The 26,495-nt window shown below is 54.7% G+C and carries 26 protein-coding genes and 2 pseudogenes; 20 read left to right on the top strand and 8 right to left on the bottom strand.

Annotated elements, in window-relative coordinates:
* Nucleotides 1-34 precede the first annotated feature (34 nt).
* Nucleotides 35-1,489, bottom strand: coding sequence for a sensor histidine kinase (locus GMET_RS15820; protein WP_004513873.1), 1,455 nt, complete (start codon nucleotides 1,487-1,489; stop codon nucleotides 35-37).
* A gap of 172 nt (nucleotides 1,490-1,661) precedes the next feature.
* Here GMET_RS15820 and hypA point away from each other — a divergent pair, with 172 nt between their 5' ends.
* The 11 genes from hypA (at nucleotide 1,662) to GMET_RS15765 (ending at nucleotide 9,655) form a co-directional block, all read left to right on the top strand.
* Nucleotides 1,662-1,994: a hydrogenase maturation nickel metallochaperone HypA gene (hypA, locus tag GMET_RS15815; RefSeq protein ID WP_004513872.1), complete on the top strand. Its 333-nt coding sequence runs from the start codon at nucleotides 1,662-1,664 to the stop codon at nucleotides 1,992-1,994.
* Nucleotides 1,995-2,130: 136 nt separating this feature from the next.
* Nucleotides 2,131-3,219, top strand: coding sequence for a glycine cleavage system aminomethyltransferase GcvT (gcvT, locus tag GMET_RS15810; protein ID WP_004513871.1), 1,089 nt, complete (start codon nucleotides 2,131-2,133; stop codon nucleotides 3,217-3,219).
* A gap of 50 nt (nucleotides 3,220-3,269) precedes the next feature.
* Nucleotides 3,270-3,644 (top strand): glycine cleavage system protein GcvH, encoded by a 375-nt coding sequence (gene gcvH, locus GMET_RS15805; RefSeq protein WP_004513870.1) that lies wholly within the window; start codon nucleotides 3,270-3,272, stop codon nucleotides 3,642-3,644.
* A complete protein-coding gene (gene gcvPA, locus GMET_RS15800; protein WP_004513869.1) occupies nucleotides 3,641-4,987 on the top strand; it encodes an aminomethyl-transferring glycine dehydrogenase subunit GcvPA in 1,347 nt (448 codons plus the stop codon). The genes gcvH and gcvPA overlap by 4 nt, the downstream gene beginning before the upstream one ends.
* Complete coding sequence (gene gcvPB / locus GMET_RS15795; RefSeq protein ID WP_004513868.1) at nucleotides 4,978-6,423, top strand: aminomethyl-transferring glycine dehydrogenase subunit GcvPB; 1,446 nt, start codon at nucleotides 4,978-4,980, stop codon at nucleotides 6,421-6,423. Before gcvPA ends, gcvPB begins: the two co-directional genes overlap by 10 nt.
* A complete protein-coding gene (locus GMET_RS15790; protein ID WP_004513867.1) occupies nucleotides 6,401-7,243 on the top strand; it encodes a lipoate--protein ligase family protein in 843 nt (280 codons plus the stop codon). The genes gcvPB and GMET_RS15790 overlap by 23 nt, the downstream gene beginning before the upstream one ends.
* Complete coding sequence (lipA, locus tag GMET_RS15785; RefSeq protein WP_004513866.1) at nucleotides 7,240-8,091, top strand: lipoyl synthase; 852 nt, start codon at nucleotides 7,240-7,242, stop codon at nucleotides 8,089-8,091. Before GMET_RS15790 ends, lipA begins: the two co-directional genes overlap by 4 nt.
* An 81-nt stretch (nucleotides 8,092-8,172) precedes the next feature.
* On the top strand, nucleotides 8,173-8,517 hold the full coding sequence (locus tag GMET_RS18875; protein ID WP_004513865.1) for an NfeD family protein: 345 nt from the start codon (nucleotides 8,173-8,175) through the stop codon (nucleotides 8,515-8,517).
* Nucleotides 8,518-8,642: 125 nt separating this feature from the next.
* Nucleotides 8,643-8,864 (top strand): hypothetical protein, encoded by a 222-nt coding sequence (locus GMET_RS15775; protein WP_004513864.1) that lies wholly within the window; start codon nucleotides 8,643-8,645, stop codon nucleotides 8,862-8,864.
* Between the two features lie 84 nt (nucleotides 8,865-8,948).
* A complete protein-coding gene (locus GMET_RS15770; RefSeq protein WP_004513863.1) occupies nucleotides 8,949-9,170 on the top strand; it encodes a dodecin in 222 nt (73 codons plus the stop codon).
* A 50-nt stretch (nucleotides 9,171-9,220) separates the two neighbouring features.
* Complete coding sequence (locus GMET_RS15765; RefSeq protein WP_004513862.1) at nucleotides 9,221-9,655, top strand: FKBP-type peptidyl-prolyl cis-trans isomerase; 435 nt, start codon at nucleotides 9,221-9,223, stop codon at nucleotides 9,653-9,655.
* Between the two features lie 203 nt (nucleotides 9,656-9,858).
* On the opposite strand, the gene GMET_RS15760 is transcribed toward GMET_RS15765, so the two are convergent.
* A complete protein-coding gene (locus GMET_RS15760) occupies nucleotides 9,859-10,335 on the bottom strand; it encodes a ferritin family protein (RefSeq protein ID WP_004513861.1) in 477 nt (158 codons plus the stop codon).
* Nucleotides 10,336-10,493: 158 nt separating this feature from the next.
* Here GMET_RS15760 and GMET_RS15755 point away from each other — a divergent pair, with 158 nt between their 5' ends.
* The gene (locus GMET_RS15755) at nucleotides 10,494-11,378 is read left to right on the top strand and encodes a complex I NDUFA9 subunit family protein (RefSeq protein ID WP_004513860.1); all 885 of its coding nucleotides are present in this window, start codon (nucleotides 10,494-10,496) and stop codon (nucleotides 11,376-11,378) included.
* A gap of 10 nt (nucleotides 11,379-11,388) precedes the next feature.
* On the opposite strand, the pseudogene GMET_RS15750 reads toward GMET_RS15755, so the two are convergent.
* Nucleotides 11,389-11,616 (bottom strand): annotated as a pseudogene (locus GMET_RS15750) (JAB domain-containing protein); the annotation flags it as partial.
* An 80-nt stretch (nucleotides 11,617-11,696) separates the two neighbouring features.
* On the opposite strand from GMET_RS15750, the gene GMET_RS15745 reads away from it, so the two are divergent.
* Nucleotides 11,697-13,565 (top strand): recombinase family protein, encoded by a 1,869-nt coding sequence (locus tag GMET_RS15745; protein WP_004513858.1) that lies wholly within the window; start codon nucleotides 11,697-11,699, stop codon nucleotides 13,563-13,565.
* Between the two features lie 185 nt (nucleotides 13,566-13,750).
* Entirely contained in the window at nucleotides 13,751-14,362 is a 612-nt protein-coding gene (locus GMET_RS15740; protein ID WP_004513857.1) for a recombinase family protein, read from the top strand.
* Between the two features lie 183 nt (nucleotides 14,363-14,545).
* Here the strand turns inward: GMET_RS15740 and GMET_RS15735 are convergent, their stop codons facing one another.
* The gene (locus tag GMET_RS15735; RefSeq protein ID WP_004514806.1) at nucleotides 14,546-15,715 is read right to left on the bottom strand and encodes an IS4-like element ISGme2 family transposase; all 1,170 of its coding nucleotides are present in this window, start codon (nucleotides 15,713-15,715) and stop codon (nucleotides 14,546-14,548) included.
* Between the two features lie 265 nt (nucleotides 15,716-15,980).
* Here GMET_RS15735 and GMET_RS15730 point away from each other — a divergent pair, with 265 nt between their 5' ends.
* The 4 genes from GMET_RS15730 to GMET_RS15720 are packed head-to-tail and all read left to right on the top strand — an operon-like array spanning nucleotide 15,981 to nucleotide 20,820.
* The gene (locus GMET_RS15730) at nucleotides 15,981-17,897 is read left to right on the top strand and encodes a Dam family site-specific DNA-(adenine-N6)-methyltransferase (RefSeq protein ID WP_004514315.1); all 1,917 of its coding nucleotides are present in this window, start codon (nucleotides 15,981-15,983) and stop codon (nucleotides 17,895-17,897) included.
* Between the two features lie 2 nt (nucleotides 17,898-17,899).
* On the top strand, nucleotides 17,900-18,895 hold the full coding sequence (locus GMET_RS18485; RefSeq protein WP_004514314.1) for a DUF7226 domain-containing protein: 996 nt from the start codon (nucleotides 17,900-17,902) through the stop codon (nucleotides 18,893-18,895).
* A gap of 27 nt (nucleotides 18,896-18,922) precedes the next feature.
* The gene (locus GMET_RS15725; RefSeq protein WP_004514313.1) at nucleotides 18,923-19,105 is read left to right on the top strand and encodes a hypothetical protein; all 183 of its coding nucleotides are present in this window, start codon (nucleotides 18,923-18,925) and stop codon (nucleotides 19,103-19,105) included.
* A gap of 44 nt (nucleotides 19,106-19,149) precedes the next feature.
* Entirely contained in the window at nucleotides 19,150-20,820 is a 1,671-nt protein-coding gene (locus tag GMET_RS15720; RefSeq protein ID WP_202943490.1) for an AlwI family type II restriction endonuclease, read from the top strand.
* 868 nt (nucleotides 20,821-21,688) lie between these two features.
* Here GMET_RS15720 and GMET_RS15715 read toward each other — a convergent pair.
* The 3 genes and pseudogenes from GMET_RS15715 to GMET_RS15705 form a co-directional block, all read right to left on the bottom strand.
* The gene (locus tag GMET_RS15715; protein ID WP_238378949.1) at nucleotides 21,689-22,063 is read right to left on the bottom strand and encodes a hypothetical protein; all 375 of its coding nucleotides are present in this window, start codon (nucleotides 22,061-22,063) and stop codon (nucleotides 21,689-21,691) included.
* A gap of 513 nt (nucleotides 22,064-22,576) precedes the next feature.
* Nucleotides 22,577-23,047 (bottom strand): annotated as a pseudogene (locus GMET_RS15710) (UPF0758 domain-containing protein); the annotation flags it as partial.
* A gap of 88 nt (nucleotides 23,048-23,135) precedes the next feature.
* Nucleotides 23,136-23,945, bottom strand: coding sequence for an undecaprenyl-diphosphate phosphatase (locus GMET_RS15705; RefSeq protein WP_004514308.1), 810 nt, complete (start codon nucleotides 23,943-23,945; stop codon nucleotides 23,136-23,138).
* Between the two features lie 204 nt (nucleotides 23,946-24,149).
* Here GMET_RS15705 and GMET_RS15700 point away from each other — a divergent pair, with 204 nt between their 5' ends.
* Together GMET_RS15700 and GMET_RS15695 are read left to right on the top strand one after the other, a co-directional pair.
* The gene (locus GMET_RS15700) at nucleotides 24,150-24,767 is read left to right on the top strand and encodes a DUF47 domain-containing protein (protein WP_004514307.1); all 618 of its coding nucleotides are present in this window, start codon (nucleotides 24,150-24,152) and stop codon (nucleotides 24,765-24,767) included.
* Nucleotides 24,760-25,761 carry an inorganic phosphate transporter gene (locus tag GMET_RS15695; protein ID WP_004514306.1) on the top strand — a complete coding sequence of 334 codons (1,002 nt, stop codon included), beginning with the start codon at nucleotides 24,760-24,762 and terminating at the stop codon, nucleotides 25,759-25,761. Before GMET_RS15700 ends, GMET_RS15695 begins: the two co-directional genes overlap by 8 nt.
* A gap of 76 nt (nucleotides 25,762-25,837) precedes the next feature.
* Here the strand turns inward: GMET_RS15695 and GMET_RS15690 are convergent, their stop codons facing one another.
* Nucleotides 25,838-26,320 (bottom strand): DUF2062 domain-containing protein, encoded by a 483-nt coding sequence (locus tag GMET_RS15690; protein ID WP_004514305.1) that lies wholly within the window; start codon nucleotides 26,318-26,320, stop codon nucleotides 25,838-25,840.
* Nucleotides 26,321-26,495 lie beyond the last annotated feature (175 nt).

The raw sequence follows: 26,495 nt of genomic DNA, 5'->3' as shown, positions 1-26,495 counted from the left end.
CCCTCTTCCCATGCTAGATCCCTGTCGTTTGTTTCTAGTCTTTTCCTGGTCCCCGGTCCCTGGTCCCCGGTCCCGGCTTCTCCCCTCCGGGGAGAAGCACCGTAAACGTCGTCCCCTTGCCGGCACTGCTTGCCACCCTGATTTCTCCCCCATGCTCCCGGACGATCCGCTCGGTGATGGCAAGGCCCAGGCCGATGCCGGCCTCGCGGGTAGTGTACCAGGGCTGGAATACCTTCGCCAGGTCCTCCTCCCGAATGCCGCACCCCTCGTCGCTGAAGGTGAGGAGGAAGCGATTCTGCTCCCGGTCGAACGTGGCGCCGAGGGTGACGGTGCCGCCGTCGGGCATGGCCTGGGCGGCGTTGGTGACGAAGTTGAAGAGGCAGTTGCGGAGCATCTCCCCGTCGACTCGCATGGCGGGAAGGTCGGTGGGGATGGCGGTGCGCACCGTTACCCGCTGTTCCGCGAGCTTTTCCTCAAGGAGCGGCAACGCCTTTTCGATAAGCTCTCGGTAGGAAATCTCCGTTATCCTCAACTTCAGGGGGCGGCCGAAGTTCATGAAGTTGACCACCATGTAGTTGGCCCGCCGCACCTCTTCCTTGATCTTGTCGGCCACGGGGACGACCCGCTCCGTCTTGTCCGGGCAGGCGGCCGTAAACTCGCTCTTCAGGTGGTCGATGGCGAGGCTGATGTAGTTGAGGGGGTTTCGGATCTCGTGGGCAATGCCCGAGGCGAGCTGCCCCACCCGGGAGAGGTGCTCGGCCTCGTAGAGGCGCTTTTCGAGGATCTCCCTCTCCCGGAGCTTCTCCACCATCTCGTTGAAGTTCTTGGCCAGTTCACCGATTTCATCACCGGTTGTTACCGGGAACGTGACGGATAGGTCCCCGACGGCCACCCGCCGCACCCCGTCCGCCAGGTGGTTGATGGGTGCGGTGTAGCGCTTTGCCAGGAAGATGGTAAGGGATATGCCCAGGAGAAAGACCAGGGAGGTGGCCACCACCCGGTTGACGAAGTTCTCGTGCTGGATGGTGCGGATGTTGTCGAGGAGGAGGTTAATCTGCACATAGCCCAGCTGCTCGTCGCCGACGATGACCGGAACGACCAGGTCGTAGGCCCGCGACGACCCGGCATCGGTCTTCGTCCCCGGGGAAACCTTGAGACCCTTCTCAAGCTTCTTGATCTCGCGCTTTTTCCCGATCTTCGCCGGGTTCGAAGAGTCGATAATCTCCCCCTCGTTGCTGAAGATGTTGATCTCCTTGACCCCCTTGACCTTCGCCTCCTTCAGGTACTCCGTGAGGCGGCCCCGGTCGGGCTCGTACTCGGAGGTGAGGTCCTCGATGCTCATCTGGAGGGCCTTGGTCACCATGGTGGAGCTTTCCTGGATTTCCTGCACCATCTCGTTCTGGCTGTACTGGTTCAGGAAGAAGAGCGTGAGGATGGCGATGACCAGGAGCGTCAGCATGATCATAACCAGCCTGGTATTGAGGGTCATGGATAACCTCGGGGAGAACGGCGTGAAATACCGCGGAAGTATACCTTACCCATGCCGGTGGAGACAAGGAAGTAAGGAAGTATATCCCTTTCTTTCCTCGGAGAGGCGGCTCTGCTATCATGCCCGTTCAAGCACAAACGGCCCTCGGGGCTTTGCGGAAGGGGAGATGCAGATGCACGAGATGTCCATAACCCAGAGCGTGGTGGAGATCTGCGAGAAGAGTGCCGGGGGGCGGCGGGTCCTGGCGGTGACCCTGGAGATCGGCGACCTCTCCGGCGTGGTCCCCGATGCGATCGAGTTCTGCTTCGAGGCCTGCACGCGGGATACGCTCCTGGAGGGTGCCCGGCTCGTCATCGAGCGGGTGCCGGGTCGTGGGGAATGCACCTCCTGCGGAAAGGAATTTCCGGTTCGTGGCTACTTCGACCCCTGTCCAGCCTGTGGCGCCTACGGCATGAGAGTTGTGTCGGGGGAGGAGCTGCGGGTGAAGGAGTTGGAGGTGGAGTAACCGCCGATATTTTCTCTTGCCTGACCTGGTGGCGTCGCTGGTTTTGTGGTGTACAATAGTGTTTTACAAAGCCAGGCAAATCAATTAGAGTCCAGTTTTATGTATCTTGTTTAATTTCCCCGCCGGAGGACCAGTCATGGAACCCCTCAAGAACACCCCCCTTTGCGCTGAACACGAGAAGCTGAACGCCCTCATGGCCCCCTTCGGCGGCTGGAACATGCCGATCCAGTACGAGGGGATCATTGCCGAGCACCGTTGGTGCCGGGAGAAGGCGGCCCTCTTCGACATCTGCCACATGGGAGAGTTTCACTTCAAGGGGGACATTGTCGCCTCGGGGCTTGAAGACGTCTTTACCTTCTCCGTTAAGTCGATCCCGGTGGGGCGCTCCCGCTACGGGTTCCTCCTGAACGAAAACGGCGGTGTCATTGACGACCTCATCGTCTTCCGCCTGGCCGATGACGAGGCCATGGTGGTGGTGAACGCCGCCACCATCGAGAAAGACTTTGCCGCCATCTCTGCCCGGCTCTGCGGCGGGGAGTTCCGGGATATTTCGGCTGAAACTGGCAAGCTGGACCTCCAGGGGCCCCTCTCCCGCGAGGTCCTTTCCGGCGTCGTTGGCCCGGAGATTGCCGCCATCCCCTACTTCAAGTTCATCCGGACGAAGGTCCTCGGCGTTGATGCCATCGTGAGCCGCACCGGCTACACCGGCGAGTTGGGGTACGAGATCTTCCTTCCGGCGGAAAAGAGCGCGGAGCTCTGGACCCGGTTCCTCTCCGACGAGCGGGTGAAGCCCGCCGGCCTCGGCGCCCGGGATGTGCTCCGGCTGGAGATGGGGTACAGCCTCTACGGGAGCGACATCGACGAGGCCACCACCCCCCTTGAGGCGGGGCTTGAGGCCTTCGTCAACTTCGACAAGGCGTTCGTTGGCAAAGAGGCGCTCCTGAAGCAGCGGGCCGAAGGGGTGAAGCGGCTCAAGGTGGCCTTCGACGTCACTTCCCGCCGTTCCCCCCGCCACGACTATGAAATCCACTTCGAGGGGGAGCGGGTCGGCACCGTCACCAGCGGCGTCTTCTCCCCCATGCTCGGTTGCGGCATCGGCATGGGATACGTGAATCCCTCGGTGGCCACCCTCGGCGCGCCCCTAACCATAACTCACGAGAAGGTGAGCATGGAGGCGACGGTGGTGGAGCTTCCCTTCTACCGGGGCGGGTCGCTTCGTTCATAAGAAATTTTTCGCCGGATACGGATTCTGTTATCAAAATCAAGGAGGGATACATGGAAATCTATTTCACCAAGGAGCACGAGTGGGTCAAGGTCAAGGAAGGAGTTGCGTTGGTGGGGATCACCGAGCATGCGGCCCACCAGTTGGGGGATGTGACTTTCGTGGAGCTTCCGAAAGTGGGTAAGGTCGTGAAGCAGTTCGAGGTCCTGGCGGCCATCGAGTCGGTGAAGGCGGCCAGCGACATCTACGCCCCGGTTTCCGGCACGGTGACCCAGGTGAACGAGGCCCTTGAAGAGCGCCCCGAGATCGTCAACGAGGCGGCCGAGGACGCCGGCTGGATGGCAATTATGGACATGGAGGATCCGGCCGAGCTCCAGAAGCTCATGACCCGCGACCAGTATGACGAGTACGTGAGGAGCCTCGGATGAGCACTGCCAGCTACTGCCCCAACACGCCAGAGGAGGTACGGGAGATGCTGGCCGCCATGGGCGCGGCGAGCATCGACGACCTGTTCCAGCCGATTCCGCCGGGGTTGCGGGCCCGCTCCTTTGATCTCCCTGCGGGGATGTCCGAGTTCGAGATGCTCCGCCGGTTCGAGCACCTGGCCGGGAAGAACGCCCAGCACCTCGCACACTTTGTCGGCGGCGGCTACTACGACCACCTGATCCCGGCCGTGGTGGACCACCTTTCGGGGCGGGCCGAATTCTACACCGCCTACACCCCGTACCAGCCCGAATGCTCCCAGGGGACCCTCCAGGCCCTCTTCGAGTACCAGACCGCCATCTGCCGCCTCACCGGCATGGAGGTCTCCAACGCCTCCCTCTACGACGGCGGCACGGCCCTGGCTGAGGCGGCCATGATGGCCCTGCGGATCACGGGGCGAAACCGCCTCGTCATCGACGGGGCCGTGAACCCCTTTCACCGGGAGGTCGTCAGGACCTACCTGGCCAACCTGGACGTGGAGCTGGTGGAGATCGGGCCCAAGCTCGGCATGGAGGACGACCTGCGGCTCCGGGCCGCCATCGACGACGCCACTGCCGCGGTCCTCGTCCAGAACCCCAACTTCTTCGGGAGCGTGAGCGACTTCCGCAAGCTGGCTGCCGACGCCCATGCCGCCGGGGCGCTCCTGGTGGTCTCCGCCTACCCGGTGGCCCTGGGGCTCATCGAGAGCCCCGGCGCCATGGGGGCCGATGTCGTGGTGGGGGACGGCCAGAGCCTTGGCAACCCCCTCTCCTTCGGGGGGCCCTCCTTCGGCTTCATCGCCAGCCGCAAGGAGTACATCCGCAACTTGCCGGGCCGGATCATCGGCGAGACCGTGGACAAAAAGGGACAACGGGGCTTCGTCCTCACCCTTCAGGCCCGTGAACAGCACATCAAGCGCCACAAGGCCACCTCCAACATCTGCAGCAACCAGAGCCTCTGCGCCCTGCGGGGGCTCATCTTTCTCTCCAGTCTCGGCGCCCAGGGGTTTGCGGAGCTGGCGCGGCTCAACTACGATAAGGCCGAGTACGCGAAAAAGGTCCTCGGCTCCCTCTCTGGGGTCGAGGTGATGAACGGCGGTGCCACCTTCAACGAGTTCACCGTCTGTCTCCCCACGATCGCCGAGGAGGTGGTCACGGCGCTCCTGCGGAAAGGGGTCGCCGCCGGTGTTCCCCTGAGCCCCTACTATCCGGAGATGGAGCGGTGCATGGTGGTGACCGTGACCGAGAAGCGGACCCGGGAGGAGATCGACACCCTGGCCCGGCACCTGGAGGGTATCCTATGCAGCTGATCTATGAGAAATCGGTCCCGGGCCGAAGGGGAGTGCGCCTCCCGGCCAGTGACGTCCCCGCTGCCCCGGAGCTTCCGGCGGCGCTTCGCCGGAAGGAGCCGGCGGCACTCCCCGAGGCGAGCGAGTTGGACGTGGTGCGCCACTTCACGGGGCTCTCCCGCCGCAACTTCTCGGTGGACACCAATTTTTACCCCCTGGGCTCCTGTACCATGAAGTACAACGCCAAGGTCCTGGAGGAGGCGGCGCGGCTCTTCGCCCCCTACCATCCCATGGTGCCGCTCCTTCCCCATGGCTCTTCCTTCAGCCAGGGGTGCCTGGGGCTCGCCTATGAACTGGGGGCGGCCCTCGCCGAGATCACCGGCATGGACGAGGTGACCACCCAACCCCTGGCCGGCGCCCACGGCGAGATGACCGGCATCATGCTCATCGCCGCCTACCACGAGGCCAAGGGGAACAAGAAGAAGTACGTGGTGGTCCCCGACTCCTCCCATGGCACCAACCCGGCCTCCGCCACCATGGTGGGATACGAGATCATCACCGTCCCGACGGCCCCCTACGGCGACATGGACCTGGACAGATTCCGGGAGGTGATGACCGACGAGGTGGCGGCAGTCATGATGACCTGCCCCAACACCCTGGGGCTCTTCAACCCCCACATACAGGAGATCTGCGACATCGCCCACGACCACGACGCCCTCATGTACTACGACGGCGCCAACCTGAACGCCATCCTCGGCAAGGTCCGCCCCGGCGACGTGGGATTCGATGTGATCCATCTGAACCTTCACAAGACCTTCGGCACCCCCCACGGCGGGGGCGGTCCCGGGAGCGGCCCGGTCGGGGTGAAGAAGCAACTGGTCCCCTTCCTTCCCTCTCCCCGGATCGTGAAATACGACGACGGTTGCTACGGGGTCGATGCCCCGGCCCACGGGAGCATCGGCCGTACCTCTGGCTTCTTCGGCAACTTCGGGGTCATGGCCAAGGCCTTTGCCTACATCACCATGGTGGGCCGCGAGGGGCTCATCCAGGTGAGCGAGCAGGCGGTCCTGAACGCCAACTACGTGATGCACCGCCTGAAGGACGTGTACGACCTCCCCTATGACCAGACCTGCATGCACGAGTGCGTCTTCTCGGCGGCCCGGCAGGTGAAGAGCGGCGTCCATGCCATCGACATCGCCAAGTTCCTCATCGACCGGGGCTACCATCCTCCCACGGTCTACTTCCCGCTCATCGTCAAGGAGGCGATCATGATCGAGCCCACCGAGACCGAGAGCAAGGAGACCCTGGACGCCTTCATCGCCGTCATGCGCGAGGCGGCGGAACTGGCCGAGTCCGATCCGGCCGCCTTTGCCGAGATGCCCCGGACCATGCCGGTCACCCGCCTCGACGAGACCAAGGCGGCCCGGGAGCAGAATGTCTGCTACTTTGGCTGCTGATGGTTCTCCCAACCTGACCCGCTGGCGCCTCGTGGACACCGGCCCCCTGGACGGCCCCGCCAACATGGCGGTGGACGAGGCGCTTCTTCTCCATTTCGACCCTGCTGCATCGCTGCCGGTGCTCCGCCTCTACGGGTGGGAGCCACCGGCTTTTTCCGTAGGGCGGTTCCAGCGGGCCGAGGATGCGCTTCACCTGGAGCGGTGCGCGGCCGCCGGCATTCCCGTGGTGCGGCGGATCACCGGCGGCGGGGTTATCTACCACGCCGCAGAGTTGACCTATGCCGTGGTCTGCGCCCCGCGCCATATTTCCGACGCACAGGGAGTCAAGGAATCGTTTCGGGCCCTCACCGGCTTCCTCATTCGCTTTTACGGTACTCTCGGGTTCGAGGCATCCTGGGCCGTGGATTCCCAACCGCCAGGGAAGCGCTTAGGCGTGCGAACTCCCCTTTGTTTTGCCGGCCAGGAAGAATACGATATCGTTTCCGGCGGGAGAAAGATCGGCGGCAACGCCCAGCGGCGGCTGAAGGATGTGATCTTCCAACATGGCTCGGTGCCGTTGCGTTGCGCCCTGGCCGAGGCACTTCCCTTTTTCCGCCAGCCTCCCGCCGGCCTCCTGGAGGGGGCCGCGAGCCTTGCCCAACTGGGGGTGACGGCTGATTCGGCATGGTTGCGGGAGCGGCTTGTCGCCGCTTTTGCTGAAAGCCTCGGCGTCGACCTCGTTCTTGCGGTCCTCACCGCCGAGGAAGAGGCGACCGCGGCCCGCCTCGGCGCGGAGCGTTACGGGAAAGCTGCCTGGAACCTGCACGGAGAAACGCCATGACCATCGTCCGCAAGCCCCAGTGGCTGCAAAAGAAGATCAACCCCGCGGCCCACGCCGGCATGGAGGGGCTTCTGGGGGAGCTGCGCCTTCACACGGTCTGTCAGGAGGCCCGCTGCCCCAACATTACCGAGTGCTTCCGGGAGCGACAGGCGACCTTCCTCATCCTGGGGGCCGCATGCACCCGCCTCTGCTCCTTCTGCAACGTGACGAAACAGACACCCATCCCTCCCGACCCGGGCGAGCCGGACCGGGTTGCGGAGGCGATCCGCCGCCTTGGTCTCTCCCACGTGGTCATCACGAGCCCCACCCGGGACGACCTCCCCGACGGCGGTGCCGGCCACTATGCCGAAACCGTCGCCGCCATCCGGAGTGCGTCTCCCGCCACCACGGTGGAGCTCCTCATTCCTGATTACCTCGGCAACCGCGAGAGCCTCGCCCGGGTCGTCGCCTCGGCGCCGGCCATCATCGGCCACAATGTCGAGACGGTGCCGCGCCTCTACCAAATCCGGGCCGGGGCCGACTACGGCCGCTCCCTTGGAGTGCTCCGGACCCTGCGTGAACTGGACCCTGTCGTGCGAAGCAAGTCGGGAATCATGCTCGGCCTCGGCGAGGCGGAGGAGGAGGTGCTGGCGGTTTTCGCCGACCTGCGGTCGGTGGGGTGTTCCTACCTCAGCATCGGCCAGTACCTGGCCCCCAGCAAGAGCCACCATCCCGTCAGGGAATTCATTCCTCCCGAATGTTTCGAAAGATACCGGGCAGCGGCCCTGGCCACGGGGTTTGCCCACGTGGAGAGCGGCCCCTACGTGAGGAGTTCCTACCACGCGGCCCGTTACGACGGGCAACTGTGACCCTCGGCACGAAACGTGCTGATTATTCGCCAGAACACCTCGGGGAGGTTGTGACGGATATTGGCGCGTGGAGGTCGACAGGTGGTGTGCGAATGGTGGTACTGGATAGTCTTCGGCTTCGCCTTGATAGGTTTTGAACTTCTTTTCCCCTCGTTCACCATGGTTTGGTTCGGGCTCGGTGCCCTTATGGTTGGGGGCTGGTCGCTTTTCTGGGGTGGCTTCGGCCTGCTGGTGCACGTTGCCATCTGGGTTGCGGTGTCGGCGGCCTGTTCCCTCTGCTGGCGCAGGTACCTGAGGCGCAGGTCAAGCCAGGGGGGAGGGCAGGATACCTCCTCACCCCCTTTTGACGGATGCTCCTCCGTGGCGGGCCGGGCTGTTCACATGGTTTCCCGGCAGGGGCATCTGCTGAGAGTGGTCAAACTCTGATTCCCAAACTTTCACTGGACGTTTGCTGAGAATTCTTTCATACTGCTGCAAATTTTTGCCCTGCTGCAGATGTCGCTGCAATGAGGGCTTTGATTCTATTGATCAGTTGCATTGGGGGAGGGAATATGGGGCGAGGTGTCGTTGTCGCTTTTTTCTTCTGCATGCTCGCTCTGGCGGCATGTTCCGGCAAAGGTGCCCAGGAACTCTTCGAGACGGCTCAGTTCGAGGAGAAGCAGCACAATCTTGAGCATGCCCGCAAGCTCTACGAGGAAATCATTGCAAAGCATCCCCAGTCGGAGCTTGCCGCCAAGGCCAAGGAGCGGCTGAACGCGATGCCGGCGCGGTGACGGGACGTTCCTGACGGATTCCGACCCTTTACACCTCTTTACCCGGTGGTAAGCTTGTGGAAAATTCACGCTGCGGAGGATGCCATGAGCTACGGTGACGACAGGATTTACAAAAAGGTTGAGATTATCGGGGTGTCGAAGCGGGGGTTGGAGGCGGCCATCCAGGCGGCCGTGGCCAAGGCTCACAAGTCGCTGGACAAGCTCTCCTGGTTCGAGGTCCAGGATATCCGCGGCCATGTCGGGGACGACGGCATGATCGCCGAATATCAGGTGGTGCTGAAGGTGGCGTTCGAGATCAAGGAGTAAGCATCTGACAGGGAAGACAATTCATTAATTCGTGAAAGGAACAATCAAACATGGCACAGGCAAAAAAGGGTGATACCGTCAAGGTTCACTATACCGGCAAGCTCACCACCGGCGAGATCTTCGATTCTTCCGAAGAGAGCGGGAGCGGCCCCCTTGAGTTCACCATCGGCGAGGGCGACGTGATCCCCGGCTTCGAGGAGGCGGTGATCGGCATGAATGCCGGCGATGCGAAGACGGTGACGATCCCCGTGGACCAGGCCTATGGCCCCAGGCAGGAAGAGCTGGTGGCCGCGGTGGAGCGGGAGTATCTCCCTCAGGATGCCGAGCCGAAGCTGGGGCAGCAGTACGAGGTGACCCAGGATGACGGCCAGGTCTTTAACGTGACCGTGACGGAGATGACCGACACCACCGTGACCCTTGATGCCAACCATCCATTGGCTGGCCGGGACCTGGTCTTCGAGATCAAGCTGGTCGAAATCGCCTGACCGCGAATACCTGCGCCACAAGAAAAAAGGGAAGGGGCTGTGAGCCTCTTCCCTTTTTGTTTATGAAAAACCACTGAGCTGCGGAACGTGGATTTTGTGTCCTGGCTAGGCGCCCGAGCAAGCACGCGGAGGCGTACCCCTTGGTACGCCGCACAAGTGCTCGCGCAGGGCAACAACGCCAGGGCGCAAAAGCCGCGTTCCGCTCAGTTTTCGGTCATGAAGTGCTCTTCGTACAGATCCTCCAGTTGCTGCAGGTGTTTCGCCTCGTCCGCCAGCATCTTCTCGAAGATGCCCGCCATGGGGGCACCGGCGCACCCCTGGGACATCCGTTTGTAGAAATCCATGGACCCCTTTTCCAGGTGGATGGCGTAGGCCAGGGCCTCACGAGTGTCCGAGTTGGGGCTCAGTTCCTTCTTGGCGAGGACATAGCCGAGGTTCATGGTCGAAATCTGCCGGTCAAGGGCGCCAGCCCCTTCCATCTCCCCTTCGAGGAGGGCCTGCTCCAGGCTGTGCTTGTGCTCAAGCTCGTCAAGGGCCGCTTCCTTGAGAATCTCGCGGGCTCCCTTGTGCTTCACCTTCCTGATGGCGGCCAGATAATGCCGGAAACCCTCTTCCTCCATTTGTATCGCCATTTCAACGGCGGCTTCGAACGTGTAGCAGACCGCACCCTGTTCGCTCATGGTTTTCTATCCTCCCCATGTCTCGATAAATGATTCTTTATTAACACACCCGCCGGTCAATCACAAGGGTCTTGTATACACGTGGTGCTGGCAAATGGACGGCAGTACGGTACACTTCACTCATCACACCACCATCGCCTGGGCTGAAGGAGGGCTTCATGAAAATATTTCTGACGGGTGGAACAGGTTTCATCGGCGGTCATGTGAGGAAGGCGTTGCTGGAGGCGGGGCACCGCATCAGGCTCCTCGTCCACCGCCGGCACGAGGGGGTCGAGGCAGGGGTTGAACAGGCCGAGGGGGACGTGACGCGGCTGGACACCTTTGCCACGGCAGTGGAGGGATGCGACGCGACCATCAATCTCGTGGGGATCATCCGGGAGTTTCCCGGGCGGGGAATGACGTTCGATAAACTCCACGTGGAGGCGACGCAAAATGTCGTGGAGGCGGCCCGGCGGGCGGGGATCCGGCGCCATCTCCAGATGTCGGCCCTGGGCTCCCGGCCCAACGCCACCTCTCGGTACCATCAGACCAAATGGCGGGCCGAGGAGGAGGTGCGCGCCTCGGGGCTGGAGTGGACCATCTTCCGCCCTTCCATTGTCTTCGGTCCCAAGGACGATTTCATCAACAAGCTGGCCGGTTACATCAGGTCGTACCCGGCAGTGCCGGTCATCGGCGACGGCAAGTACCGGCTTCAGCCGGTGGCGGCCGATGACGTGGCCCGCTGTTTCGTCCTGGCCCTGGAGAAGCCGGAGACGGTGGGGCAGGCCTATGAACTCTGTGGCCCCGACCGCATCTCCTACAACGACCTTCTCGATACCATCGGCCGGATCGTCGGCAAGGGGCATGTGCCCAAGGTCCCCAACCCCCTGGGGATCATGAAGCTGGTCGTGCCAGTCATGCAGGGCTTCTCCTTTTTTCCCATCACCATGGACCAGATCACCATGCTCGTGGAGGAGAATATCTGCGCGAGCCCCTGGCCCCAGGTCTTCGGTTTCGATCCCGAGTGCTTTGAGCTGGGGATTGCCAAGTATCTTCGGCACTGACTCGCTGCTACTACATGAAGCCCGCTGAAACGAAACTCGTGAAGCGGCCGTCGCCGATGATGATGTGATCGAGCACTTTTATCCCCATGAGATCCCCCACCTCCCGGAGACGCCGGGTGATTTCCTGGTCCTCGCGGCTCGGGGCCGGGTCGCCGGTTGGGTGGTTGTGGACGAGGATCACGGCGGCGGCCGATTCCCGCACGGCCGGGTTGAAGACCTCCCTGGGATGAACGATGCTCTAATAGTGTATAGATTTGCACTACTGAAAAATGTATAAAGATTAATCATAGTTGAATATTAAAGACAGGGAAGCTCTCCGTGGAACGACCTCTTTGTATTTCGTATATCCGGTTTTCAAAAGCAACACAAGCAGAGGGAAGCAGCTTGGAAAGACAGCTTCAACTCTCCCGAACGTACGCAGAAGAACACGGGTTAGTGCTAGATGATAAACATTCCTATCAAGATTTGGGTAAGTCCGCCTTCACGAGTGAACATGTCAAGGAAGGTGAATTTGGTGTATTTCTCGAATTTGTGAAGCAAGGACGGGTGCCTAAAGGATCGGTTCTTCTAGTCGAATCGCTGGACCGATTGAGTCGAGAGAGTGTATTGACAGCCTTCAAGCAATTTCAAGAGATTTTGGACGCTGGCATCAAAATCGTTACTCTTAGTGACAAAATGGAGTACACAAAAGAAGGATTTGAAGCGAATATCGGCAACATATTCATTTCCTTGGGTATTATGGCTCGTGCAAATGAAGAAAGCTTGCGGAAATCAGAACGAATATGTGCGGCGTGGCGTCTGAAGCGCAAAAATCTTCACAATATAAAGTTGACAGCGAATTGTCCAGGGTGGCTTGAACTAACTCCTGACAAGAAAGATTTTATACTGAAAGAAGACAGAGTCGAAATTGTAAAACAAATATTTGAATTATCTTTATCTGGTCTTGGTGTAAAGGCAATATCAACCATATTAAATAAACAAAAAATAGAACCTTTTAGGTCAAAAATAGGTTGGTATCAGACAACCGTCAGAAAAATCCTTTCCAATAGTGCTGTGATTGGAGAGTTTCAGCCACATGTGTTTGGCTCAAAACATTCAAAACCGGTTCCGGACGGTGAACTAATCAAAGATTATTTTCCTCCTATTATAGACACCGATACATTCTATGCAGTACAAGCTAAATTGAAAAACGGAGCACATAGACCTGGTAGAACTGCTAAAGTAGAAAATTTGTTTAGCGGATATACAAGGTGTGGTTACTGTGGTTCACGTATGGATGTTGTTGCTAGGCATAACGTTGGAGGTGAAGTAAGGTATCTGGTATGTGATAGTGCAAGACGCGGAGTCAAGTGTAGTTACATTTCTATGAAATGTAATGAGATCGAGAAAGCATTTTTTGAATATTGCAGAGAAATTGATATTAGATATGTGCTTAGAGCAGAACAACAGGCAGACCAGAATAGATTAAATGAACTGAGAAAAAGCTTAACGGCAAGAAATGGCAAACTAATGAAGGTGCAAAAACAAATTGATATGTTGAATGTTTTTTTAGATGATATTACTGAAAGAGCAGAATTAGAGCATTACCACGAACAGATAAAGAAAAAGTTAGAAGAAAAAACAAACCTATCTGAAGAGATAGAAAAATTGAGTAAGGGAATATGCATCGCAGAATATGATAATAATAATATAGATGTTAGAGTGCAAAATTTGCTTACTTTGGATAAGGCACAGAATAAATCAGTGAAAGAAGATGACAAAATAATGTTTAGAATCAGATTGCGTGACGAGTTAAGACAAATAATAAGCCAAATATTAGTATACCCGAGAGGAAGCGTCTTTAGTGATGAACAGATAGAACAGAAAGAAAGAGACTACGAAATTAAAATAAAAAGTGCATCTGATTCAGAAAAACACATTCTGAAGCATGAAAAAACCATTGATTTGGATGGAATGAGGCAGTCACAGCAAAACACAAAAGATGATAGATTCTTCGTCGTCAGGTTCAAAAACGGTAACTACCGAACTATTAAATACGACAAGAAACAACAAGCGTACCGGGTAACTTCAGAATTAATTAACGATAAATTGAATTGGTGGATGGGGAATAAAGAAATGGCGCCAATATTTAGAGAAGAGGAAGAATTACACCCATTCGAAACCGAATTTGAACTGGATTCAAATTAGTCTCGCCAAACATAATGAATGGTATTGTAAGAGTGACATCTCTAGTTACCATTAATAAGAGTCTAGCAAAACATACGTTTTTAGTATGCAATATATAACAAATTAACCATAGACTTCCTTTGACTGTATCCGTAAAATAAAAATAGCAATTAACTATTTTATTAACAGGCAAAGGAAGGCTGAATATGGCGAAAACAATAGCATACTTGAGAGTCAGCACAAGTCAGCAAGATTTGAAAAATCAAAAATTTGAGATTCTTGATTACGCTCAAAAGAATGGATTATCTATAGACGACTTTGTAGAAGTTGAGATTTCAAGTCGTAAGTCAGTAGAAGAGCGTAAAATTGACTATTTAGTTAGTATGTTGTCTCAAGGGGACCGTGTTATTGTCTCTGAATTGTCGCGGATAGGTAGAAGTACAGTAGAAGTTTTGAATATTATAAATGAATTGGCATCTAAGAAGGTGTTCTTAATAGCGATAAAGCAAAACCTGAATATAAATGGGAGTGAGAACCTTCAGGCAAAGGTTATGGTTACGATGTTCTCGCTCTTTGCAGAGTTGGAAAGAGATTTGATTTCTGATCGCACAAAAAGGGCTCTAGAAGCCCGAAAGGCTGCCGGGGTCAAGCTAGGACGTCCCAAAGGAGCTACCGGGGTAAGCAAACTTGACGGTATGGAAGGTCAGATAACAGAACTCCTGCGGAAGCAGGTATCATTGTCGTCTATTGCTAAAATATTTTCGGTTTCGCGCGGTACAGTCTACAGTTTCATTGCTACACGCGGGTTGACTGCCTGAATGTGGACCGATTTTTACCAATAGCTTCTGCATGAAAGGGGGAATTCTATTATTTCCAGAAAACCAGCTTAAATCTGCCATGAAATCCATTCAAGCATATCTCTTAAGGCAGCTACCGAATTTGTTGAGACAAATCGGGTAGCTTATTCACAATTTTTTCGTTTCGATATCACTACTGTCCGGTTAATAGTTGAATAAGTTCAGTTGGTTGCGCTCAGGATAATCAGCATTTCGCTTGAGAGCCTCCGCAACCAGCGATGAAATGGGCTTTTTCTCGAACAAGTTGACCTCCAGAATCTGTAGAAAAGTGTAGAGCGAACACGGAACCCCCAACTTCTTTTTCGTGATCGCCACCAGCAGATAGATGCACAAGGCAACCCATATCTGGCTCTTCACGGCATTGACTGACGTTCCGATGAACGACTTGATCCGCAGGTGCTGTTTGATCCATTTGAAAAACAGCTCCACCTGCCAGCGCTGCTTGTAAATCGCAGCCACCGTCGCTGCCGGAATCTCGAAGTTGTTCGTGAGAAATACGAGTCGCTTGTTCCGTTCTTTGTCAACATAGCTGACCCGGCGCAGTTTCTCCGGATACCCCTTTTTCGACTTCTGCGTCACCAGGGTGATAATCTGGTCTGCCCGTACACCTGATTCCTTGTCCTTCGGATGGGAATATAACCGCTGGCATTTCAGGTTGTCCTTTGCCCGAACTACGAAGAATGCTCCCTGCTTGTGGATGGAGTGGAGCCGGGCAAAATCGACATACCCTCTGTCCATCGTGTAAATGGCATCCTTTGCAACCGGCAGATGGTCCAGCATCCTGACATCGTGGACCTTGCCAGTGGTAATAGTGACCCAGGTTGGAATGGGACCACGCAGATCAATGAGCGTATGCATCTTGACCGCCGCCTTGGTTTTGCGGAACTCGGCCCATGGGAACAGCGTAAGGCACAGGTCGATAGTGGTCGAGTCAAAGGCGTAGAGCGGTTGCGTAAGCTCAACGGCGATGGCATCAGCCTGGTACAGCTGCTGAGCTATGCCGATCAGTACATGACCGAAGTCTTGGAAGATACGCCAGTCCCTGCGCTCGTTCGCGTCGGCAAGGGTCGTGCGGGAGACATCACCACGAAAGCCGATGTGGTACAGCTTCTCCTGGTGGGAGTTCAGGCAGGTCTCGATATCCCGCAAGCTCTCACGGCCAGCCATCTGGGCATAAGCCAGGCAGAGGAACTGGTCATAGGTCGAGAACTTCTTCTCCCGATACTCGCCACGGTGTCGGCGAACGCAGAGATTGAATTCGTACCGGGGCAGAAACTGCAGAAGTTGTTTGAAAACGGTCGGACCGGTGTGCATTGCTCCCCTCCTGTAAAGGGAGGAAGGCTACACCCAGAACGAATTCATGTCGAAAAAAGAACAATTGTGCCAAAGAGCAATAAAGTTCAACAAGTTACAGCTGTACAATCAAAGTTTACCGGACAGTAGTATTTCGATATCTGAAAACTTTGTAACTCCTTACAACATTTATAGCAGCGAAAATATACAGCAGGGTCCATGGAATTACTTTGCATTGTGGCTAAATTTTAGAGTAGATTGTACCCTTTGAACATCGCTATCTATTATGACAAAATCAAAAACAAACAGAAATATCAGTGAGTTGTGCGATTTGTCTGGTTGCCGACCTCTTTTGAAGTGGGCAGGCGGCAAGTCGCAACTGCTTGGGCAACTGTTGCCCAAGATGCCGAAGAAGTACGGTCGCTATATCGAGCCATTCTTCGGCGGCGGAGCATTGTTCTTTGCGGTCAAGCCGGAAGATGCCATTATTGCCGACAGCAACCCGGAACTGGTCAACCTGTACCAATCGGTTGCCGACAATGTTGACAATGTTATCCGGTGCCTGAAACGCCACAATAACACGGAAGACGATTTCTATAAGGTCAGGGCGCAGGACTGGACCAAGCTTTCGCCAGCGTCCGCAGCGGCTCGGACAATCTTCTTGAACCGGACCTGCTTCAATGGATTGTACCGGGTCAACAAAAGCGGTCAGTTCAACTCGCCCTATGGTCGGTACGTCAATCCCCGCATTCTTGACGAAGAAGGATTGCGTGCCGCTTCTTACCTGTTGAGCAAGGCAACGATAGTTCTTGGCGACTATAAGGACGTACTACGGGAACACGCACGTTCCGGTGATTTTGTCTTCCTTGACCCGCCATATCTCCCGGTATCGGCGTATGCTGATTTCAAGCGATACACCAAAGAACAGTTCTACGAGGAAGACCATGTGGAACTTGCTACGGAAATCGCCCGCCTGCATGAACTAGGGTGCTATGTCATATTGACTAACAGCAACAATCCCTTGGTGCATGAACTATACGGGCGTTATGAAATGTACGTCGTTGAGACCAAGCGCCATATCAGTTGTAATGGACAAGGACGCACAGGGCAAGATGTTATCGTTGACATCAAGCCCAAGGCACGTCTGAACCTGAAACTTGTGCCGGAACCACTTCCGGAACAGGCTTTGCTGTATCCGCCTACCCGTTATATGGGAAGCAAGAACAAACTCCTGAAAGACATTTGGGCAGTAGCGTCCCAGTTTGACTTCGATACCGCCGTTGACCTTTTTTCCGGTAGCGGGATTGTCGGCTATATGTTCAAGTCTCATGGCAAGGCGGTCATATCGAATGACTACATGCACATGTCGGCGTGCTTTACAAAAGCAATGGTCGAGAATAATTCCGTTATTCTTCCGCTTGAAGAAGCACGGAGACTGTTGGAACCAAAGCACAAGTCTGACGGCTTCGTGGCGGAGAAGTTCAAGGGTCTTTACTTCGAGGATGCCGATAATCGCCTGATTGATGTCTTGAGGTCAAATATTTGGGCATTGAAGAATCAATATAAGAAGGCAATCGCCCTTTCGGCGCTTATCAGAGCCTGCACCAAGAAGCGTCCACGCGGGATATTCACTTATACCGGTCTTGGTCGCTATGACGACGGGCGGCGTGATCTTCACCTGTCATTTGCGGACCAGTTCCTAGAAGCTGTGGAAGCGATTAACAGTGCCGTTTTTGATAATGGGCATGAAAACAAATCACGCCACGGCGACGCTTTGACCGTACCGGTCGTAGAAAATGCACTGGTCTACATTGACCCGCCATATTACAGCCCGCTGTCGGACAACGAGTATGTCCGCCGGTATCACTTCGTTGAAGGGCTGGCAAGGAACTGGAAGGGTGTGGAGATACAGGAACACACCCAGACCAAGAAATTCAAATCCTATCCGACACCATTTTCCACAAGAAAGGGTGCTGCGGACGCCTTTGACCACTTGTTTAAGCGGTTCAAAAACAATATTCTGATAGTATCATACTCGTCCAACAGCCAGCCCACGCAGGACGAGATGCTTGAAATAATGGGCAAGTACAAGACCAATGTTGCGGTCATTCCGGTGGACTACAAGTATTCATTCGGAACACATGGGCACAAGGTCGGAGATAACAATAACGACGTGCAAGAATACTTATTTGTTGGGTATTGAGAATGATTTCCCAAAGCGACTTTCCGCAAGCAGACAGACTTGAAAAAGTCGGTGAAGTCGCTATTGCTGTATCACAAGGGAACTTTTCGGATGTCAGCATTGAAGGTGTTATAGGGTTAGATTCTGGCGGAAGACAAGGAAGATATTATAGGCTTGCAGCAGAGATACTTGGTCTTATTGTAACCAGTAATAATCACTCTGAACTTACCGCTCTTGGCAAGGAATTTTCTTCTCTCAATACGTCATCTGCTCGTAATGAATTTCTAACAAGATGCGTACTTGATTCGATAGTTTTTCAGCGTGCCATTGCATATATCAATAGTGATCATCCTACTGAAGCACAATTGAGGCTTTGGTTTTTGAAATTTTATCCAGGTGCTGAAAGTACGGCTAAAAGACGTTTTTCGACTTTTATTAATTATTTGAATTATCTCGTAAAAAATAAAACCATTGTTATTAATAAAGATAATTACATCCTTAACAAATACATTGGAGCTGCGGTAAAAACCAAGACTTTGTTATGTGATGGCATTTCTGACAAAGAATTCAAATCTGACCCTAAAGTGGGTAAAAAAATTAAATTCGAAGTTCAATCACAAAAACTCGACAGGGCAAACCAGATACATTGGAATCTTGTCACGGCAAAATCACTTTTTCTAAAAAACAAGAATCTCCCGGCATTTGAAAATGAAATAATTGACTTATACTCAAAAAACAATAAAGACATCGTCCTATACGAAATGAAATCAATCACAGATACAAACTTTGTAAGCCAAATTCGAAAAGCATTGTCTCAATTGTACGAATATCGGTATGTATTTTCAGAACCAAATGCATGTATCTGTATAGTGACCAATGCACCTATCAGTAAGAAAGACAAGTGGGTTATTGATTACCTGAATAATGACCGGCTGATTGCTTATGAATGGACAGAAGATTTCAAGACATTTGAATGTCATGATGGCTCCCAGAAATTACTTTCATATTTTTCTCCGTAATAAGTTTATATAGGTTCAGGAGGCAATATGTTATTAACAGACCGTGAGAAGTTGGAAGCGGCGCAGCAGGCGCTTGACCTTTCCCGCCAATCTGTAACCGAACTATACAAGGCAGACGACATGATACTGGTGGAGCACGCTTATGACCTGCTGCAACCGTTGGTGAAAATGGAACAGAAACTTTTCCGTCTTCTGACTGTTGTCAAATGAGACCTTGGTACCTTGGCAATACGACCGTCCGTAATCCATTCAGGTTGCGCGACGGTCTTTTAGCATTAGCGACCTCGAACCTTGACGGAAATATCAAGGGACGTGAAAACGAAATCCGTTTCGCTTGGGAACTTCACCACGCTGGCGTAGTGAATATTATCCGACCGGATGCAGACGTATCCGACATGGGACGCAAGTGGCGGGCGGCATTGAGCCAGCTTGGCTTTATCTATCCGGAGCTTCCAACACGAGCCGGGATTGCACAGGAAGAACTGGGCAGACCGTTTATCATTACCCCAAACGGTCGCCGACTGGTGGAAGCGGAAAGCGTTTCCGGCATTCAGGAATGCTTCCTGCGGTCCTTGGCAGCATATTACATTCCTTCGGTTCTTGAACCAAATTACACCTACAATCTGTTTTCCCCTTTACGTCATACCTTGGCGGTGCTGCTGGAACTGGAACGTCGGACCGGTGAAAGCAGGCTGAACTTTCAGGAAATGGCGCTGTATGTCCAACTTACCGCCACAGAAGCGCCAACGGTTGAAATCGTTGACCAGATACTGACTTTCCGCGCTGCACGCAGTGAAGCGCAGAACAAGCGGCGTTTCGACCAAGATAGCTATAATGCCGCTGGTGTGGAGCATCAGTATGCTCCGGGCACATTCCGGGATTATGCAGATACAAACTTCCGGTATCTGAAAGCTACCGGTCTTGTGCAAAGCAAGGGACGAGGGATTGCTATTGTTCCGGAGAAACACGTCTTTGTTGAACAGCTGGTGGCGGATATTGCCCTTCCGGATAATGACCTTCGGCTTGTTTCTTCTCTGTGCAACGGCGCTACGCTGCCGACTGATAACCGTGATACGGCTCGGATAGTCCTTTACGACCTTGTTGCTCAAGTCAATCGCCGGGGTGTCCAGTTCAACATTACCGGAAGAACGGTTGATACTGCTGCCGATATAGCGATTGTCCGGCACGAAGCCGAAGATATCCTGTCCCGGATGAATGAAGAGGAATATGCGAACCGCCAAGGGGAAGAATGGCATGAGATAGCGGAGTATATGGACCTGCTTATCAATCCGCGTAGGCGTCGTGGTGGCGATGACGATGAAGAGGCTATTGCCATTCCACAGGCGGAAGCTCCAGCATACTTCGAGTGGACGCTATGGCGGGCGTTCCTTGCCATTGATAGCCTTATGAACCGTCCTTACGAAGCTCGCCGGTTCAAAATTGATCAGGACTTCCTGCCTATTGGACCGGCTCCGGGCGGTGGTCCTGACCTGCTGTTTGAATTTGAGGATTTTGTGGTCGTCGTTGAGGTCACTCTGACGGAGAATTCCCGGCAGGAAGCTGCTGAAGGGGAACCAGTCCGACGGCATGTAGCAGACGAGGTTGTCCGGTATGCTGCCCAGAATAAGCCGGTTTATGGGCTGTTCCTTGCCAAGAAGATTGACAGCAATACCGCTGAAACGTTCCGTATCGGCGTCTGGTATGACCGGGACGATAATAGAATGGGACTGGACATTATTCCGCTGACCATAGCCCAGTTTAAGACACTGTTCGAAGCCATGTTCCGTTCGGGCAATGTTAGGGTTGCAGAAATCCGGGAACTGCTGAATATCTGCACCGGTTTCCGACCGGACCTGCATGCTCCCGAATGGAAGGCTGAAATTGATAGAACTGTGCTTGCTCGTGCAGCAGTTTTGACTGCTTGATTTATATTGTCCCTGTCCTGCTGCTGCCAAGTCGAAAAGAGACAGTTACCCGATATTCCCCTAGGTTATCGCCCTTCGTGTATTCCCGACTGTCCCTCGGTGTGGCAGGAGTAGCTCATGGGGATATTTTCCCCGGAAGAACTGCTCCTCCGATAACACATGGATACTCGGTATCCGCTGCACTGGCAAGTTTTCGGACAGCTGGTAATCATAGTATCCGTAACATTGGACTGTTCCAAGAATCCCCCGCGTCGGCTCCCGCATAGTTACGAATATCCCCAGTTTAACGCTTGCCCGCTGCATGGTCCAGTACCATGTCAGGCTGTATAAGGTAAATTTGCCCACAAGAAATACGATAAATACAGTTAAAGCAACGACGGTTTGCCGTTGCTACTAACAATTTGATTCAGTGGAGGGGCAAGGTGGGCAATAAAGACATAAAACTGGATACGAAAAGTATTACAGGTAATTGTGACTGCAATTCTGGTACGGATGTCGACCATCAAGAAAAATCGTGCAATAACTGCGCGGAAACCAAAAGAAGTAAGGACATTTCATTGTCTGATACATCCATACTCAAAAATTTTATGACATTCAAGCAATTTATTAACAGCAACAGGTACAAGACAAAAAATAAAATTATATAATTTATATAGTTAGCGTATGGCAAAAAATGTAATTATAGCACCATTGACAATATGTCTGTAATTGCTTGACCAGGAGTCATTTTTGATTCATTTTTAGCTATCCAATTCTCCAGCTTCTGCATCGTGTCTTCTGGGACATAAATACTGAGGCGCTGTTTGTTGGTCCCTGTTTTCTTGCAATGATAAAGAGATTGTCGATAAGGCTTTAGCATATCCTTCTCCTATTGTATTCCATACTTGCCTATTGGTTGAAAAGCATCTAAGTTCAAATTCCTTTCAAAGGTCTTTGTGAAATAGCTAACTAGACCATCCAAGTCATAAATTACAGTAATATCACAACAATTTTTGGCAAAGGCTTTGACCTGCGGAATGTCCTTTCCATGAAGCACCCCGTACTGAACATTGACCTTCCCCAAGCACTCATAAAAGTGCTCAGAAAAGGGCTTTTTGCCCTCACAGTCCAGTTTGTCATGAGAACATAAAAGAATATGACAGTGCAGTTCATTGTTTGCAAAAGAGCGATGTTTTTCAAAAGCACAAAATCCGTTCAAATACTCTCCGTCTGATTTCCTTCCCAATACCTTTTGTTTAAGCAAATGAAGCAGAAAGTTTATCTGCCGCTTGCTTTCGTCTTCGGATTGCCGATTTCTGAACGTTAGCGTTATAAAGTACGAAAACGGTGCGCACTGCATTATAAAGTCCTTATAGCTCTTGTGGAGCTGGTCTTGGTATGTATATGAATATGTAGATTCAATGTTCATTTTAGATGCACCTTTCCCATCAAGTAGATATAGTGATTTTTCAATGTTTAGTTGCAGTGCCCCATAGCATTGCTGATGGAGTGATCTGCGTTGTTCATTTCGAGGTTCAGTTCAGACTTGGTCTTGAACATGTTTATTTATGTTCGGAAGACCCAAAAACTCGGGATAAAATAAATTATTTTTACCTAATGTTGCGCAGGGAGAAATATATGTAATTATAAGGTGTTGTGGGGGGGTGTGGAGTGATGGGGTTGAGTCTTGAACTCTAATGAAATAAAAAAAGCCCTTGGGCAAGTTGTGTGTCCCAAGGGCTACCATTTTAAAGAAATGTTTCGGGGTTAAATTCTACACGATACTCTGGTTGAGGCTTCCTTCCGATATCTGCACTTCCCGCATGATCCGGTTCTTTCCGTCCAGCAGCAGCACCATGAAGTACTCCTTGCGCCGGTCCCGAAAGGCATAGTGGTAGTGGTTGTAGACCTGTTCGGGGGAGGTGAACCGCTCGCTGCAGATCATGAGTCGCTCAGAGTTGATGCGGGACGCGATCTCCAGGGCCGCCTTGATGGAGGCCGCCTTGGCCGGTCCGGTCCCCTTCACGGCGCAGAGCTCCCCCACGGTGGCGCCGGCCAGGGCCCGGAGATCGCCGAACTCCTGAAGGAGCGCCCTGCCGAGGTCGATGGCGCTCCGCCTGCTGACCGAGTCGCCGGTGCGGATGATGAGGGCCAGAAGTTCCGCGTCGGAGAGGGCCGGACTTCCCCGTCGCATGAGTTTTTCCCGGGGACGCTCGTCCTCGGGCCACGCCTTGATGCCGCCTGCCATATGGTCGTTCCTCCCTGCTGATTGGTGCCGGATCGGGAGCGGGAACTGTAGCATGGGTGGTAAATAATGAAAAGAGGCTCAGGATGTTTTATTGGTTGAAGATGAAGAGTAGCACTCCTGCCCCTGCCAGGAGCCGGTACCAGACAAAGGGGTAGAGCGAGTAGCGCTGCACCAGCTTGAGGAGGAGGGCGACGCTCACATAGCCGAACACTGCCGAGACGCCGACGCCGATCAGGAGCGGCTGCAGTTCCCCTTCGGGAACGCCGTGCCGCACCAGGTGCCCCACCTTCAGGAGCGCCGCTCCGGCCACGATGGGGAGGGAGAGGAGGAAAGAAAACCGGGCCGCCGTTTCCCGGCTGAAGCCGAGGAAGAGCGCCGCGGTGATGGTGATCCCCGAGCGGGAGACGCCGGGGAGGAGCGCTAGGCACTGGGCGAGACCGATCATCATGGCGTTCTTGAGGTCGATCTGGTCCATGCGCGACTTTTTCGAACCGAGGGTGTCCGCCAGGGCCAGCAGAAGCCCGAAGCCGATCAGGAAAGCGGCGATAATGGCCGGGTTGGCGCGGAAGATCGCTTCGATGGGCTCTTCGAGGGTCTTTCCGACGATGGCGGCGGGGACGCAGCCGGCGATGATGTACCAGGGAAGCCGGGTGGCGGAGGAGTGTGCCCCCCCTGTGAGGCCCGAGAGGGCATTCACGACCAGTTCGGCGATGTCGCGGCGGAAGTAGAGGGCGAGAGCGATGAGGGTTCCCAGATGGAGGGCCACGTCGAAGGTGATCCCCGATTCGGGCCACCCGAAGAGCCAGGGAATGAGAATCAGGTGCGCTGAACTGCTGACGGGGAGCACTTCGGTGAGACCCTGAATGGCTCCGAGAACTGTTGCGTGAAGGGGATTCATGACTGCTTTCTCCTTGGCGTCCTGAAGTGAGCGTCGTAGCGTAACCGATGTGTCGCTACAAGTCAAAGAGTGGAGTGAAGTACACGGAGTTGTAACGCAGTTGTAATAATTTCATAGGCAGTGGGGGGATTTTATGCTATGTCTCATCTGTTTTGGACCTTAAACCCGCGGCGTTTTGCTGCCGCACCAGAAGCGGAGGGAGCAATGTTCGGCCTTATTCCGAAGGAAGAAAAATTTTTCGCCCTGTTCAAGGACATGACCGCCAATATCATCGAGGGGGCCAAGCTCCTCAAGGATATGATCGACAACTACGACGATCCCCAGGGGATGCAGAAGCGGATCAAGGACGTGGAGCACAAGGGTGACCACATAACCCACGACATCATCCAGAAACTCAACAAAAGCTTCGTTACCCCCCTGGACCGGGAAGACATCTATGCTCTCTCCGCTGCCCTGGACGATATCCTGGACCTGATTGACGCATCATCGCAGCGCTTCATCATGTACAACGTGGAGAAGCCGACCCCGGAGGCCAAGGAGCTCGCCTTCATCATCCTCAAGTCGTGCGAGGCGGTTGCCAAGGCGGTGGCCCAGCTCGGCGGCAAGTTCGAGCACATCGCCGAATCCTGCGTGGAGGTGAATGCCCTGGAGAACGAGGCTGACCGGGTCTGCCGCGAGGCCATCAGCCGCCTCTTCGACGAGGAGAAGGACCCGATCCAGCTCATCAAGTGGAAAGAGATCTACGAGACCCTGGAGCGGGCAACCGACAAGTGCGAGGACGCGGCCAACATTCTGGAAAGCGTGGTGGTGAAAAATGCTTGATGCCACGTTGATCATGCTCGTCCTGGTCATCGGAGCGGCGCTGGCGTTCGACTACATCAACGGCTTCCACGATACGGCAAATGCCATCGCCACCTGCGTCTCGACCCGGGCACTCTCCGTCAGGGCCGCCATTATCATGGCGGCGGTGCTGAACTTCGCCGGCGCCATGATCTCCACCAAGGTGGCCGCCACCATCGGCAAGGGGATCGTCGATGCGCCCAACGTTACCCAGATGGTGGTCCTGGCGGGGATCCTCGGCGCCATTGTCTGGGATTTGATCACCTGGTACTACGGACTCCCCGCCTCCTCCTCCCACGCCATCATCGGTGGACTCATGGGTGCGGTGATCGCCCATGCCGGCACGACGGCCCTCCACTGGAAAGGCCTCGAAAAGATCGTCCTCTCCCTGGTCCTTTCCCCCATCGTGGGAACCTTCCTCGGTTTCGCCGTCATGGTCATCATGCTCTGGTGTTTTAAAAGCACATCACCCTATTCCATTAATAAACACTTCCGGCGACTTCAGGTTCTCTCGGCGGCCTTCATGGCCTTCTCCCACGGCACCGCCGACGCCCAGAAGTCCATGGGGGTCATCACCATGGCGCTGGTGAGCTACGGAGCCCTCTCCTCCTTCGTTGTTCCCACCTGGGTGAAGATTGCCTGCGCCGTGGCCATGGGGCTCGGCACCGCCGCCGGCGGGTGGCGGATCATCAAGACCGTCGGCAAAGACTTCGTGAAGCTTCAGCCCGTTCACGGCTTCTGTGTCGAAACCGCCTCGGCCGGGGTCATTCTGGGGGCGTCATCCATCGGGATGCCGGTCAGTACTACTCACGTCATCACGTCCGCAATTCTCGGCGTTGGTCTCTCAAAGCGCCTCACAGCGGTCAACTGGAACGTGGCCGGGAGGATAGTCGTCGCCTGGGTCCTGACCATCCCGGCATCGGCGATCATGGCCTATGTCTGCTACCAGGTTCTCAATCCTATTCTTGGGAAGTGAGCGGAGTTGCCGCTGAACAGTGGCGGGTGACAAATCGACAGGAAACAGAAAAAGCGGGGCATCGTCCCCGCTTTTTCTATTCCAGCTCTTCGCCGACCTCTTCCATCTCATCGGCAAGGGTGGCAAGGGTTTCATCCTTTTTCCGGAAGCGGACCACGAGCCAATAGCAGAGGGCGTAGGAGACGAGGGCGGCGGCAAAGCCGAGGAGGGAGGTTCCCACTATGAGGGTGGCGGCGTGGCTCTTCAGGTAAGCCCAGTGGAGCCCCTTGAAATGGAACTCCTGGGGGGGGAGTCCCCGGACCACCCGCCCCAGCTTGTAGCTGGCCGCCAGGATGGGGACCACGGTAAAGGGGGTGTTGACCCAGGCGCCGGTGATGCAGGTGAGCTTGTTGAGCCGGAAGATGAAGGCGGCCGCGATGGCCAGGACCGTGTGGAACGTGAAGAAAGGGGTGAAGCTGATGAAGACCCCCACGGCAAGGCCGGCGGCGATGTGCCCCGGATGGCTGTCGAGGGAGAGGATGGCCCTGAAGTTCTTTTTCCACTTTTCCTTGTCCAGCACGTCATCCTCCCTAGTTCAGCAGGGGTCCGAGTCTAAAGGCCCGCCCCCCCCCTTGTCAATTCATTTCACCCCCCAACCACTCCGCACATGAAATCCCCGGGCGTTTGCTGAGAGCTCTGACAAATTATCTCCTTCCGGTATACTTTTACGGTTGACACAATCGAGTGCAATACAT

This window comes from Geobacter metallireducens GS-15, assembly GCF_000012925.1.
GTDB classification, from domain to species: domain Bacteria; phylum Desulfobacterota; class Desulfuromonadia; order Geobacterales; family Geobacteraceae; genus Geobacter; species Geobacter metallireducens.
Note: the sequence above shows the minus strand (reverse complement) of the source record. Positions and strands in the feature narration are given on the sequence as shown.

Coding starts and splice junctions, on each gene's coding strand:
- GMET_RS15820 (WP_004513873.1), bottom strand. CDS start 1,489: ATGACCCTCAATACCAGGCTGGTTATGATCATGCTGACGCTCCTGGTC.
- hypA (WP_004513872.1), top strand. CDS start 1,662: ATGCACGAGATGTCCATAACCCAGAGCGTGGTGGAGATCTGCGAGAAG.
- gcvT (WP_004513871.1), top strand. CDS start 2,131: ATGGAACCCCTCAAGAACACCCCCCTTTGCGCTGAACACGAGAAGCTG.
- gcvH (WP_004513870.1), top strand. CDS start 3,270: ATGGAAATCTATTTCACCAAGGAGCACGAGTGGGTCAAGGTCAAGGAA.
- gcvPA (WP_004513869.1), top strand. CDS start 3,641: ATGAGCACTGCCAGCTACTGCCCCAACACGCCAGAGGAGGTACGGGAG.
- gcvPB (WP_004513868.1), top strand. CDS start 4,978: ATGCAGCTGATCTATGAGAAATCGGTCCCGGGCCGAAGGGGAGTGCGC.
- GMET_RS15790 (WP_004513867.1), top strand. CDS start 6,401: ATGTCTGCTACTTTGGCTGCTGATGGTTCTCCCAACCTGACCCGCTGG.
- lipA (WP_004513866.1), top strand. CDS start 7,240: ATGACCATCGTCCGCAAGCCCCAGTGGCTGCAAAAGAAGATCAACCCC.
- GMET_RS15775 (WP_004513864.1), top strand. CDS start 8,643: ATGGGGCGAGGTGTCGTTGTCGCTTTTTTCTTCTGCATGCTCGCTCTG.
- GMET_RS15770 (WP_004513863.1), top strand. CDS start 8,949: ATGAGCTACGGTGACGACAGGATTTACAAAAAGGTTGAGATTATCGGG.
- GMET_RS15765 (WP_004513862.1), top strand. CDS start 9,221: ATGGCACAGGCAAAAAAGGGTGATACCGTCAAGGTTCACTATACCGGC.
- GMET_RS15760 (WP_004513861.1), bottom strand. CDS start 10,335: ATGAGCGAACAGGGTGCGGTCTGCTACACGTTCGAAGCCGCCGTTGAA.
- GMET_RS15755 (WP_004513860.1), top strand. CDS start 10,494: ATGAAAATATTTCTGACGGGTGGAACAGGTTTCATCGGCGGTCATGTG.
- GMET_RS15740 (WP_004513857.1), top strand. CDS start 13,751: ATGGCGAAAACAATAGCATACTTGAGAGTCAGCACAAGTCAGCAAGAT.
- GMET_RS15735 (WP_004514806.1), bottom strand. CDS start 15,715: ATGCACACCGGTCCGACCGTTTTCAAACAACTTCTGCAGTTTCTGCCC.
- GMET_RS15730 (WP_004514315.1), top strand. CDS start 15,981: ATGACAAAATCAAAAACAAACAGAAATATCAGTGAGTTGTGCGATTTG.
- GMET_RS18485 (WP_004514314.1), top strand. CDS start 17,900: ATGATTTCCCAAAGCGACTTTCCGCAAGCAGACAGACTTGAAAAAGTC.
- GMET_RS15725 (WP_004514313.1), top strand. CDS start 18,923: ATGTTATTAACAGACCGTGAGAAGTTGGAAGCGGCGCAGCAGGCGCTT.
- GMET_RS15705 (WP_004514308.1), bottom strand. CDS start 23,945: ATGAATCCCCTTCACGCAACAGTTCTCGGAGCCATTCAGGGTCTCACC.
- GMET_RS15700 (WP_004514307.1), top strand. CDS start 24,150: ATGTTCGGCCTTATTCCGAAGGAAGAAAAATTTTTCGCCCTGTTCAAG.
- GMET_RS15695 (WP_004514306.1), top strand. CDS start 24,760: ATGCTTGATGCCACGTTGATCATGCTCGTCCTGGTCATCGGAGCGGCG.